The organism is Xanthobacter pollutisoli (assembly GCF_040044995.1).
Taxonomy (GTDB): Bacteria; Pseudomonadota; Alphaproteobacteria; order Rhizobiales; family Xanthobacteraceae; genus Xanthobacter.
In genome coordinates, this window is sequence record NZ_JBDZDP010000008.1 from 189120 (window position 1) to 201054 (window position 11935).

General features: G+C 68.3%; 13 protein-coding genes. 6 read left to right on the forward strand and 7 right to left on the reverse strand.

The genetic code is table 11. The features are described 5' to 3' along the window. The first annotated feature begins 74 nt into the window (after positions 1–74). From ABLE93_RS16820 to ABLE93_RS16830, 3 genes are all read left to right on the forward strand, one after another. A complete protein-coding gene (locus tag ABLE93_RS16820; RefSeq protein WP_348841001.1) occupies positions 75–1574 on the forward strand; it encodes a CoA-acylating methylmalonate-semialdehyde dehydrogenase in 1500 nt (499 codons plus the stop codon). A 219-nt stretch (positions 1575–1793) separates the two neighbouring features. Continuing rightward, the gene (locus ABLE93_RS16825) at positions 1794–2159 is read left to right on the forward strand and encodes a hypothetical protein (protein WP_348841002.1); all 366 of its coding nucleotides are present in this window, start codon (positions 1794–1796) and stop codon (positions 2157–2159) included. Positions 2160–2283: 124 nt separating this feature from the next. Next, positions 2284–2838: a copper chaperone PCu(A)C gene (locus tag ABLE93_RS16830; protein WP_348841003.1), complete on the forward strand. Its 555-nt coding sequence runs from the start codon at positions 2284–2286 to the stop codon at positions 2836–2838. Positions 2839–2856: 18 nt separating this feature from the next. On the opposite strand, the gene ABLE93_RS16835 is transcribed toward ABLE93_RS16830, so the two are convergent. From ABLE93_RS16835 to ABLE93_RS16865, 7 genes are all read right to left on the reverse strand, one after another. Further along, positions 2857–3261 (reverse strand): VanZ family protein, encoded by a 405-nt coding sequence (locus tag ABLE93_RS16835; protein WP_348841004.1) that lies wholly within the window; start codon positions 3259–3261, stop codon positions 2857–2859. Positions 3262–3335: 74 nt separating this feature from the next. Beyond that, complete coding sequence (locus ABLE93_RS16840) at positions 3336–4634, reverse strand: LLM class flavin-dependent oxidoreductase (protein WP_348841005.1); 1299 nt, start codon at positions 4632–4634, stop codon at positions 3336–3338. A gap of 6 nt (positions 4635–4640) precedes the next feature. Next, entirely contained in the window at positions 4641–5426 is a 786-nt protein-coding gene (locus tag ABLE93_RS16845; RefSeq protein WP_348841006.1) for an ABC transporter permease, read from the reverse strand. After that, positions 5423–6229 carry an ABC transporter permease gene (locus ABLE93_RS16850; RefSeq protein ID WP_348841007.1) on the reverse strand — a complete coding sequence of 269 codons (807 nt, stop codon included), beginning with the start codon at positions 6227–6229 and terminating at the stop codon, positions 5423–5425. The genes ABLE93_RS16845 and ABLE93_RS16850 overlap by 4 nt, the downstream gene beginning before the upstream one ends. Beyond that, positions 6226–7248 (reverse strand): ABC transporter substrate-binding protein, encoded by a 1023-nt coding sequence (locus ABLE93_RS16855; protein WP_348841008.1) that lies wholly within the window; start codon positions 7246–7248, stop codon positions 6226–6228. The genes ABLE93_RS16850 and ABLE93_RS16855 overlap by 4 nt, the downstream gene beginning before the upstream one ends. A gap of 29 nt (positions 7249–7277) precedes the next feature. Next, the gene (locus ABLE93_RS16860) at positions 7278–8087 is read right to left on the reverse strand and encodes a class II aldolase/adducin family protein (RefSeq protein WP_348841009.1); all 810 of its coding nucleotides are present in this window, start codon (positions 8085–8087) and stop codon (positions 7278–7280) included. Further along, positions 8087–8893, reverse strand: coding sequence for an ABC transporter ATP-binding protein (locus tag ABLE93_RS16865; RefSeq protein ID WP_348841010.1), 807 nt, complete (start codon positions 8891–8893; stop codon positions 8087–8089). Before ABLE93_RS16865 ends, ABLE93_RS16860 begins: the two co-directional genes overlap by 1 nt. Before the next feature lie 239 nt (positions 8894–9132). Between ABLE93_RS16865 and ABLE93_RS16870 the strand changes: the two genes are divergently transcribed. The 3 genes from ABLE93_RS16870 (at position 9133) to ABLE93_RS16880 (ending at position 11926) form a co-directional block, all read left to right on the forward strand. Next, positions 9133–9846, forward strand: a complete 714-nt coding sequence (locus ABLE93_RS16870) for a GntR family transcriptional regulator (RefSeq protein WP_348841011.1) — start codon at positions 9133–9135, stop codon at positions 9844–9846. A 105-nt stretch (positions 9847–9951) separates the two neighbouring features. Then, positions 9952–10731, forward strand: a complete 780-nt coding sequence (locus ABLE93_RS16875; RefSeq protein WP_348841012.1) for an SDR family oxidoreductase — start codon at positions 9952–9954, stop codon at positions 10729–10731. A gap of 61 nt (positions 10732–10792) precedes the next feature. Further along, positions 10793–11926 carry a pyridoxal phosphate-dependent aminotransferase gene (locus ABLE93_RS16880; protein ID WP_348841013.1) on the forward strand — a complete coding sequence of 378 codons (1134 nt, stop codon included), beginning with the start codon at positions 10793–10795 and terminating at the stop codon, positions 11924–11926. The last annotated feature ends 9 nt before the right edge of the window (positions 11927–11935 follow it).

Sequence of the window (11935 nt, forward strand, 5' to 3'; positions counted from 1 at the left end):
GATGCTCGGACAATAGCATTGCTGCGCACCATTTGAAGCGCCATCACGGAGACAACACCAACGGGAGGCGCATCATGCCCAACGAGATTTCTCATTTCATCGGCGGCAAGCTCGTCGCCGGCACCAGCGGCCGCACCGCTCCAGTCTATAATCCCGCCACCGGCGCCCAGACCGGCGAGGTTCCGCTTGCCTCCGCCGCCGAGGTGCGCGCGGCGGTGGAGATCGCCAGCAAGGCCGCCCCCGGCTGGGCCGCCACCACGCCGCTGCGCCGCGCGCGCATCCTCAACGCCTTCCTGCGCATCCTGGAAGAGCGGGTGGACGAGATCGCCGAGGTGGTGAGCGCCGAGCACGGCAAGGTGTTCTCCGACGCCAAGGGCGAGGTGCAGCGCGGCATGGAAGTGGTCGAGTTCGCCACCGCCGCCCCCCAGCTGCTGAAGGGCGAGATCACCGAGGATGTAGGTACCCGCATCGACAGCCACGCGGTGCGCCAGCCGCTCGGCGTCGTCGCCGGCATCACGCCGTTCAACTTCCCGGCCATGGTGCCCATGTGGATGTTCCCGGTGGCGCTCGCCTGCGGCAACTGCTTCATCCTGAAGCCGTCCGAGCGCGATCCCTCCGCCTCGCTGCTGCTCGCCCAGTGGCTGAAGGAAGCCGGCCTGCCGGACGGCGTGTTCACCGTCATCCACGGCGACAAGACCGCAGTGGACGCGCTGCTGAACGACCCGGACATCCAGGCCATCAGCTTCGTCGGCTCCACCCCCATCGCCCGCTACATCTATGAGACCGCTGCGCGTACCGGAAAGCGCTGCCAGGCGCTGGGCGGCGCCAAGAACCACATGATCGTCATGCCCGACGCGGACATGGACCAGGCCGTGGACGCCCTCATGGGCGCCGCCTACGGCTCGGCCGGCGAGCGCTGCATGGCGATCTCCGTCGCCGTGCCGGTGGGCGAAGCCACCGCCGAGGCGCTGATGGCGAAGCTCGAGCCGCGGGTGCGCGCGCTCAAGGTCGGCCCCGGCACCGATCCGGAGGCGGAGATGGGCCCGCTCGTGACCAAGCAGCACCTCGACAAGGTGTCGGGCTACGTCGACGAGGGCGTCGCGGAAGGCGCCAAGCTGGTGGTGGACGGCCGCGGCCTCAAGCTTCAGGGCTATGAGGACGGCTATTTCATCGGCGGCACCCTGTTCGATCACGTGACGCCGGACATGCGCATCTACAAGGAGGAGATCTTCGGACCCGTCCTCTCCGTGGTGCGCGCCGACAGCTACGACACCGCCGCCGATCTCATCAACACCCACGAGTTCGGCAACGGCACCGCCATCTTCACCCGCGACGGCGATGCCGCCCGCGAGTTCGCGCACCGCATCAAGGTGGGCATGGTGGGCATCAACGTGCCGATCCCGGTGCCCATGGCGTTCCACTCCTTCGGCGGCTGGAAGGCCTCGCTGTTCGGCGACCATCACATGCATGGGCCGGAGGGCGTGCGCTTCTACACGCGGCTGAAGACCATCACCACCCGCTGGCCCACCGGCATCCGCGCGGGTGCCGACTTCGTGATGCCCACCATGAAGTGAGATCCTGGACCGGCGCCGCGCGGGGGCGGCGCCGGTCCAGGCTGCGAAACGGTGCGGGAAGGGGGCTGAAGAGGCGCCGGGACGGGCGAGGACGGACGAAGATCCGCCTCTCCGTACGGCCCCGGCGCTGCCTCTTGCCGCATCGCCCGGCCCTTGCGGCGCGGGCGCGCGGTGGCACTATCTCCACCGCGCGCGGTTGCGCTGACTGGGGCGTCCATCATGGTTGCCGCCCGCTCCGCCTCTCGGCTGACGGTTTCGATCCTGCTGGCCTATGTGCTGGTGGCGCAGTTGATGCTGTCCGCGCTGGCGAGCGCTGCTCTCGCCGCGTCGGTGCCGTCCGACCTCTGCCTGCCCGCTGCGGGCGCCGCCACGGACGCCGCCGCCGACCCGGGCGGCCATGCCCCGGACTTTCCCGATTCCTGCCGGCACGCCTGCGCCCTCGCGGCCGCCGCGCCACCGCCCGATGTCCGCTACGCACCGCCGGCGCTGCGCGCGCAGCCGGCGCACCATGCCATCACATTGGAAGCGGGAAGGGCGGGGGAGCACCGGCCGGGTCCCCGGGCCCGGGCATCGCCTCTCGGCTGACGGCATTGATCGCCATGATCCGCCGGGCGATCCATTCCGTGACATGAGCGGCCACAGACCGCAGGAAATCGCCCCGTCCGTCCGGCCTCAAGCCGCCGACGGCCAGAGGCGCAAGGAGAAGAAGATGCTCAGATCCCGTCCCGCTCGCCCGATCCGCCCCCGCCGCATCCTCGCCCGCCTCTATCGCGAGGAGGTGCTCGCCGCCACGCTGTTCGCTCTGTGCCTCCTGCTGCTCTCGGCGCAGCGGCTGCTGGCGCACGAATACAAGGTCGGCGACCTGCTGATCGACCACCCCTGGGCGCGGGCGACGCCCCTCGGCGCCGACGTGGCGGCGGGCTACATGGTGATCCAGAACGCCGGCGCCGCGCCCGACCGCCTGGTGTCCGCCAGTGCCCCCTTCGCCACCCGCGTCGAGCTGCACGAGATGACCGTGACCAATGGCGTGATGCGCATGCAGCCGCTGAAGGAGGGGCTTCCCATTCCCCCCGGCGACGCGCTGGTGCTGAAGCCGGCGTCGTTCCACCTCATGTTCTTCGGCCTCAAGCAGCCGCTGAAGGAAGGCATGATGGTGGACGCCACCCTCACCTTCGCCAAGGCGGGGAAAGTGCCGGTGCAGTTCCAGGTGGAATCCGTCGGCGCCACCGCCGGCGACAAGATGCACCACCCGGTGACCCACTAAGGGCGCGGGCCCCGGCGCCTAGCGCCGGGCGAACCACAAGGCGAGAAGCGGCGCCGCCACCCGGCGTGCGGCGAGGGCGCCGGCCAGGGCGCCGAGCGTGCTGGCGAACCAGTTGTCGAGCCCCGACGTGCGGCCGGGGATGAACAGCTGCGCGATCTCGAAAAGCCCCGACGCGGCGGAAAAGCCGAGCACGATGGCGGACACCGCCGGCCCGGCGAAGCCGAGGGCGGTGATGCCCGCCGTGCCGGCATAGGCGACGAAATGCTCCACATTGCCGGAGAAGCCGGTGTGCGGCCGCTCCTCTCCCGGCAGCAGCGAAAGCACGATAATGACCAGCCACAGTCCGATGGACAGCGCCATGAGCCAGCGGCCGAGGGGCAGGCGGGGCTTCGGGGCGGGCGGCGGGGCAGGGCTGGCGGGCATGGGCATCCTGGGTCGGTCGGGTCCCTCTTGGCCCATCCGCCCGATGGAGGAAAGCGCGCTCCGGTGGTGCGGCGTCAGAAGTTGGGGTTGGCCGGGCGGGACAGCCCCAACAGGTCGCGCAGCGTCGGGCCTTCATAGGCGGTGCGGAACAGGCCGCGCGTCTGGAGGATGGGGATGACCAGATCGACGAAATCGTCGAAGGCGCCGGGGAAATAGGGCGGCATCACGTTGAAGCCGTCCGCAGCGCCGCTCTCGAACCAGAGCTGAAGCGTGTCCGCGACCTCCTCCGCCGAGCCCACCAGCACCCAGTGGCCGCGGGCGGCCGCCACCATGTTGTAGACGTCGCGCAGCGTGCCGCCCTCGCGCTTCGCCTTGGCCAGCATGACGCCGGTGAACGACTTGTAGGTGTCGGCCTCCGGCAGGTCGGGGATGGGCCCGTCGAGGTCGTAGCGGCTCATGTCGGTGCCGAAGCGCTCGGAGAGCATGCCGAGGGCGTTCTTTGCATCGACGAACTGCATGAGGTCGGCGAGCTTCTCGCGCGCCTCCTTCGCCGTGCGTCCCACCACCGGCATCACGCCGGGCAGCACGGTGACATCCTGCGGCCGGCGCCCGAAGGCGGGCAGGCGGTCCTTGAGCGCCTTGTAGCCGGCCTGCGCCTCGGCGAGGTCCTGCACCACGGCGAAGACGATGTCGGCGGTGCGCGCGGCGAGCATCTGGCCCGACTCGGAGCCGCCGGCCTGCGAGATGATGGGGTGGCCCTGCGGCGCGCGGGAGATGTTGAGCGGCCCCTTCACCTTGAAGAACGGGCCGTCATGGTCGAGCGGCTTCACCTTGGCGGGGTCGATATAGAGGCCGCTCTTGCGGTCGGCGACGATGGCGTCGTCCGCCCAGCAGTCCCACAGGCCCTTCACCACGTCGAGGAACTCGCCGGCGATCTCGTAGCGCTTGGAATGGTCCGGGTGGACGGTGCCGAAGTTTGCCGCGGCCGCCGGGGCGGCGGTGGTGACCGCGTTCCACACGGCGCGCCCGCCCGAGATATGATCCAGCGAGGCGAAGGCGCGGGCGACGGTATAGGGATCGGAATAGGTGGTGGAGACGGTGCCGCCGAGGCCGATGTGCGTCGTCGCTCCCGCGATGGCGGAAAGCAGCGTCAGCGGTTCGAGCCGCGCGGTGTAGGAGGGGTGGGCGGCCGGGTCGGCGTTGAGGTTGTCGCCCATGAAGATGAGGTCGAACAGACCGCGCTCGGCGATGGCCGCGATCTCCTTCACCCTGGCGATGTCCTGGAAGGTGTCGATGGCGCCCGGCGTGCGCCAGCCGGCGATGTGGCTTCCCGTTCCCAGCAGGAACAGGCCGAAATGCATCTTGCGGGTCATGATTCTCTACTTCCAGAACACCAGCCGCCGCTCGGCGAAGCCGACCAGGCCGAAGAAGGCGAGGCTCGCGGCGGAGGCGACGAAGATGGCCGACCAGACCCGCACGAAATCCACCTGGAGCACCGCCTGGTAGATCACCCAGCCGAGGCCGTCATAGGCGCCGAGCATCTCGGTGACGATGGCCACGATGATGGCGCGCACGGTGGAGACCCGCAGACCCGCCGCGATCAGCGGCAGCGCGGTGGGAAGCCGGAGGCGGAACAGGATGGCGAGCCGTCCCGCCCCGAAGGAGCGCATGAGGTCCACCGAGCGCCGGTCCACCCGGTCGAGGCCGGCCAGCGCCGACAGGAAGACGGTGAAGGAGACGGCGAGCGCCACCATCACGACCTTGGACGGCATGCCGATGCCGAACCACAGCAGGATCAGCGGCGACCAGGCCACCACCGGCACCGAATTGATGGAGGTCGCCACCGGCACGATGGCGTTGCGCGTCACCGGCACGAGGGTGATGACCACGGCCAGCCCCACGCCCACCAGCGCACCGATGGCATAGCCCATCAGCGCCTCGGCGAAGGTGTAGGCGCCGGCCGCCAACAGCGACTGGCGATGCTCGAAGATGCTGGAGAGGATGGCGCTGACCGACGGCAGCGTATAGGCCGGCAGGGCGAGGCCGCGGGCAAGGCCCTCCCACAGGGCGACCAGCAGAACCATGCCGAGCGCGCCGCGCAGGGTGGCGCGGGAAAAGCCGGCGGCGAAACGCCCGGAGCGGGCCGGAGCGACGGTCTGGTTCATTGCTCGGCCCCCCAGAACACCAGGGCGCGCTCGGCGGCGGCGACCACGGCGTAGAAGCCGGTGCCCAAGAGCGCGCACATGGCGATCGCCGCCCAGATGCCCACCACGTTCTCGTTGTACATGCCCTGCAGCAGAAGCACGCCGAGGCCCACCGTGTCGCCGAACCACTCGCCGACGATGGCGCCCACCAGCGACAGGGCCGATGCGAGACGCAACGCCACGAAGATCTGCGGCAACGCCGCCGGCAGCTGCAGCCGGGTGAGCAGCTGGAAGCGGCTCGCGCCGAAGGAGCGCATCAGCGCTTCCTGTCGCGTGTCCACGCTCTCAAGGCCCAGCAGGGCGTTCACCGTGACCGGGAAGAAGGTGAGGTAGAAGGAGATGGCCGCCTTGGCGAGGAGCGTGTTGCCGAACCACAGCACCACCAGGGCGCCGAAGGCGATGACGGGAATGGTCTGGGACACCACGAAGACCGGAAAGATCAGTTCGCGCAGCACCCGCGCCCGGAAGAACACGATGGCGATGGCGATGCCGAAGAGCGCGCCGGAGACGAAGCCCATGAGGGTTTCGGCGAGGGTGCGCAGGAAGCCCTGCACGTAGGGCTCGGGCGTCGCGAGGATGGCGTTGAGCACGAGGCTCGGGCGCGGCACGTACCACGGCTTCACGCCGAACAGCACGATGAGCCCTTCGGCCGCCAGCAGCACGGCGAGGAGGATGGCGAGGGAGCGCACGCCACGCAGCAGCGGCCGCACGAAAGAGGAGGTCCCCGGCCGTGCGGCCGGGGACTGGAACGCGGTTGCGCTCACGGACGGCGTTCCGCCACGGGGATCGCCTCGAGGAAGGAGCGGTTGAAGGTGGCGTCGAGGTCGACGGGCTTGGCGATGACCTTGGCGTCGAGGAAGAGCTGCTGGGTGATCTTCACCGCGTCCATGTCGATCCAGAACAGGCCGTCCTCCTTCACCTTGCCAGCGGTCATCAGCTTCTGGACCTCGGTGAGCATGAATTCCTGATGGGCGCGATCAAGGGTCGGGGCGACCTTCATCACCGTGTCGATGGCGCCCTTGGGATCCTTGAAGGCATCCTGCCAGCCCTTGATGGTGGCGCGCAGGAAGCCCTTCACCATCTCCGGCTTCTCCTTGGCGGTGGTCTCGGAGACGATCAGCGTGTCACGCGGGAAGGTGACGCCGGAATCCTCGGCCACGAAGGTGCGGAGCTTCTCTTCGCCCATGCGGGTCTTGATCGTGTAGTACTCGTTGTAGCGGGTGGCGGTGACCACATCGATCTGCCCGTCCACGAAGGGCGTCACGCTGACCTGCTGGGGCTGGATGTCCACCAGCGCCGGGTCCACGCCCGCCTTGGTGAGCATCGCCTTCAGCACATGGTTGGCGCCGGTGAACCAGGTCGTCACCTTCTTGCCCTTGAAGTCCTGGATGGACTTGATGGGGCCGTCCGTGCGCACCACGAAGACGAAGGGGGTGAGCTGGTGGGCGATGCCCACGCACACCACCGGCAGGCCCTTGTCGCGGGCGGCGAACACGCTGTCGAGGCCGCCCGAGAGGCCGAAGGTGTCGGCGCCGGTGGCGACGAGGTTTTCCGCCAGGATGTTGGGGCCGCCCGGATTGATGGTGAGGTCGATGCCCTCCGCCTTGTAGTAGCCCTTGGCCACCGCGACGTAGAAGCCGGCGAACTGGGCCTGCGGCAGCCACTTGAGGCGCAGCGTGGCGGGCACCGGGTCAGCCGCGAGCGCCGGCAGGGCGCCGACGGCGGTGGAGAGGAGCGCGGCGCCGGCCGCAAGGCTGGAAAGGAAGGTTCGGCGAGGGATCATGTCTTGGTCTCCGCTGGAAGGCTTGTCGTTCAGGTGCGGTAGGAGGGATCGGCGCGATCGAGCTGGCGCATCAGGGCCGGCCATTCGCGCTCGCCGGGGACGAGGATGTCGCCCTGCATCTCCCAGAACTGGCGGGCCGCCTTCTCGCACACCTCGTGGGGCGGCATCACCAGCTTCACGCCGGAGGCGCAGGCCGCCTGCATGGCGAGCTGGATGCGCGCCGCCCGCTCGAAATAATAGAGCAGCATGAAGGCCTCGCCCGGCGTGCGGCCCACGGTGAGGATGCCGTGGTTGCGCATCAGCATCACCTTGTGGGGGCCGAGGTCGGAGACGAGGCGCGCCTGCTCGTCCATGTCGATGGCGACGCCTTCATAGTCGTGGAACGCCTGGCGCCGGTAGAAGCGCATGGCGAACTGGCTGAGTGGCAGCAGCCCCTCCTCCTGCCCCGAGACGGCGACGCTGGCATCCGAATGGGTGTGCAGCACGCAGGCGGCATCGTGGGAGGTCTTGTGGATGGCGGCGTGGATGACGAAGGCGGCGAGGTTGATCTCGTAAGGGGTGTCCTCGAGCTTGCGGCCCTCGGTGTCGATCTTCACCAGGCTCGTCGCCGTGATCTCGTCGAACAGCAGGCCGTAGGGATTGAGCAAGAACTGCCCCTCATGCCCGGGCACGCGCAGGGAGATGTGGTTGTAGATGAGGTCGTCGAGGCCGAGCTTCGCCACCATGCGATAGCAGGCGGCGAGCGCGACGCGCGCCTCCCACTCGGCGGCATCCATCCCGGCAGGCATCTTCGCGAGCGCGGCGGCCATCACTTGAGTGGGCATCACTTGAGTGGCCATCACTTGCCCTCCGAGGTGAAGGATTTCATGGCTTCCTCCTCGATGGCCTCCAGCAGCGTGCGCTTGAGCTGGATGAATTCGGGAGAGATGACGATCTCCGCCGGGCGCGGGCGCGGCAGGTCCACCTTCTGGGTCAGCTTGACCCGGCCCGGACGGGCGCTCATCACCACCACCCGGTCGCCCAGGAACAGCGCCTCGTCCACATCGTGGGTGATGAACAGGATGGTGCGCTGGTGCTTCTGCCACACGTCCAGCAGCCAGCGCTGCATCATGGTGCGGGTCAGGGCGTCCAGCGCGCCGAAGGGCTCGTCGAGGAGCATCAGGTCGCGCTTGAACAGGAAGGTGCGCATCAGCGCCACCCGCTGGCGCATGCCGCCGGACAGCTGGTGCGGATACTGCTGGCCGAAGCCGGCAAGGCCAAATTCGGGGAGCATCTTCTCGGCCAGCGCGCGGGCCTCCCGGCGCGGGGCGCCTTCTACCTCCAGGGCGAGGATGGCGTTGTCGATCACCGTGCGCCAGGGCAGCAGCAGGTCGCGCTGGGGCATGAAGGAGACGCGGCCGAGCAGGTCCGCCGCATGGACGCTCTTGCCCTCGAATCTGAGCGCGCTGCCGGCGTCCGGCTCCTCGAGGCCGGCGACGATGTTGAAAAGCGTGCTCTTGCCGCAGCCGGACGGGCCGACCACGGTGACGAACTCGCCCTTCTCTATGGTCGCGGTGAAGCCGTCGAGGGCGCGCGTCGCTCCGAAGGTCTTGGTGACGCCGCGCAGGTCGAGGATCTGGGCATCGTCGCTGGGGGATGATGGCAAAGCCGGAGCACCTGCTTCAATCGTGCTTGTATAATGAGCGCCCCATGGCGCATGCGAAACGAGGGTGGTCATGGCTTCCCTGCTAGCAATCGACATGCCACACTTCTTGCTTGGACACTCTATCGGGTGCGGCGACGGCTTCAACTGGTGAAGGTGACGGAACGGACAGCGTTCATGCATCTTCCCGCGAGGTCGGATGCGACCCATATGTATACTGAGCTGCAATTTCAGGAATGCAAATGGCTATCATGGGTGCACAAGAAGGCAGCACCTGCCTGCCGACTGACCAGAACGGGCGCGCCACGGTGCCGGGAGAAACGCTCGCCGACCGGATCCGCCGGTCTCTTGAAGCGGATATTTCGGCCGGCCGGCTGGAGCCGGGATCCAAGCTCGACGAGCAGGAAATCGCAGAGCAATTCGGCGTTTCCCGCACGCCCGTGCGCGAGGCCTTCCGCCTGCTCGCGGCAAGCCATCTGGTGGAGCTGCGTGGCCGGCAGGGCGCCGTGGTGCGCACCATATCCGCGCAGATCCTCGTCGAGATGTTTCAGGTCATGGCGGAACTGGAGGGCCTGTGCGCCCGCCTCGCCGCCCGCCGCGCAAGTCCCGCCCAGCTTCGGCGGATGGACGAAATTCACAAGCGTCTTGAAGAGGTTGCCTCCTCCGGCGATGTCGATCTCTTCTACGATGTGAATCAGGACTTCCACGAGGCGATCTATGAGGCCTCGTGCAACGGCTTCCTGGCCGACCAGACCCGCCGCCTGCGCAACCAGGTGGCCGCCTATCGCCGCCGGGTCACCCACCGTCCGTCCCGAATTCCCAAGACTTTAAAGGAGCATGGCGACGTGATCGCGGCCATCCGCACGCATGACGACGAGGCCGCCCATCGCGCCATGCGGGACCATGTGAACCTTCTGGGAGACGATCTTCTGGACTTCCTGGCGGCCTACGGGTGACGTGGGCCGCGGTCTCGCGTATTTCTTGGTATGCATATTGCTTGAATTTGTATATCCAATCTGGCGGCTCAATCTGCCGCCACCTGCCCCAGCGGAGATGCAAACTTGAATCTCGACCTGCACGACAAGACCGCCCTCATCACCGGCGCTTCAAAGGGGATCGGGCTTGAAACCGCTCGCGTTCTTGCCGCCGAGGGCTGCCATCTGCATCTCGCCGCCCGCAATGGCGAGGCGCTGGCTGCCGCCAAGGCGGAGATCGAGGCGGCCCACGGGGTCAAGGTCGCGATCTATGCGGTGGATCTCTCCTCCACCGCGGCCATGGAGCAGCTTGTCGCCGACGTGGGCGACGTGGACATTCTCGTGAACAACGCCGGCGACATCCCCGCCGGCTCCCTCGAGGTGGTGGACGACGCCGCCTGGCGGCGCGGGTTCGACCTGAAAGTGTTCGGCTACATTACCCTGTCGCGCGCCTATTACACGCGCATGCGCGGCAAGGATGGCGTCATCGTCAACGTCATCGGCAATTCCGGCGAGAACTGGGATGCGAGCTACATCGCCGGCTCCACCGGCAATGCCGCGCTCATGAGCTTCACCAAGGCGCTGGGCGGCGCGAGCCTCAACGACGGGGTGCGCGTGGTGGGCGTCAATCCCGGCCCGGTCGCGACGGACCGCATGATCAAGATCATGAAGCGCAAGGCCATCGACATGCTCGGCGCCGAGGATCGCTGGGAGGAGCTGTTCGACAAATATCCCGGCAAGCGCCCCGCCTCGACGCAGGAGGTGGCGGACCTCGTCGCCTTCCTCGCCTCGCCCCGCGCCGGCTACATCACCGGCACCATCGTCACCATCGACGGCGGCATCGCGGCCCGCGGCTCGGTCATCTGACGCACTGTTCGCCGGCGCCGCTTCCGCAGGCGCCGGCCCCCCTTTCGAGGAAACCGACTTCATGTCCTCCGCCCGGCTGCGCAACCGCTATTTCGATAAGCTTTTCTCCACCCCCGGCCTCATGTGGATGGGGCAGAACACCAACCACATCCCCGCCCATCCGGCGGTGGAGGAGGCGATGATCGCCTCGATCCGCGCGCAGGAATACAATGCCTATGCGCCCCCGCTGGGCTTCGAGGCGCTGCGCGCCGCCATCGTGGAGGATCTTGGCACGCCGGGCGCGGAAGCCCTCGTCACCGAGGGCGGGGTGAATGCGCTGGCTCTCGTCTGCCGTGCCCATTGCCGGCCGGGCACCACCTTCGTCACCACCGATCCCACCTGGAAGTGGCCCTGCCTGTTCGCCACCCAGATGGGCGCCGAGGTGATCGAGATCCCCATCTACGATCCCGCGGTGAACTACCGCCTCACCCCCGAGGCGCTGAAGGCCCACGTGGATGAGCGCACCGCCATTATCTATCTGGTGGACCCCAACAATCCGCTGGGCATCCGCTATACCCGCGAGGAGATCGAGGCGTTCTGCGAGATCGCCCGGGATTGCGGCGCGCTGCTGGTGCACGACTGCACCTATCGCGACTTCGCCGACGGCCATTATCCCGCGCTGCTGGCGGCGCCCGATCGCGCGCTGGTCTCGCTCTCCTTCTCCAAGTGGCTGGGCCTTGCCGGCATGCGCATCGGCGCTCTGGTGGGCGCGCCGGAGCTGCTCGACGCCTGCTCGACCCGCACCACCTCCGTCCTCGGCGCCAGCGTGGTCGCCCAGCGGGCGGCGGAGGCGGGGCTGAAGGTGAAGCCGCAGTGGATGGAGAGCGTCCGCCGCATCGACCGCGCCAACAAGGCGAAGATCCATGACGCGGCCCTCGCCATCGAAGGCCTGAGCGTGCCGGTCTATCCCTCCCACGGCAATTTCCTCGTGATCGAGACGCAGGCGGCCGGCATCCGCCCCGAGGCGCTGGTGGAGGCGGCCCGCCGCAAGGACCTGATGATCCGCCAGGGCACCTACCACACCGCCCGCTTCGGCGACCGCTTCGTCAAGGTCTCCACCTCGGTGCCGGAGGCGTGGGCCGACCGCTTCGTGGAGCTGCTGCCGGCGCTCGTGGCCGAGGCCCGCACGCTGAACGACGTGCCGGCGCAGTTCTGAGGATCCCGC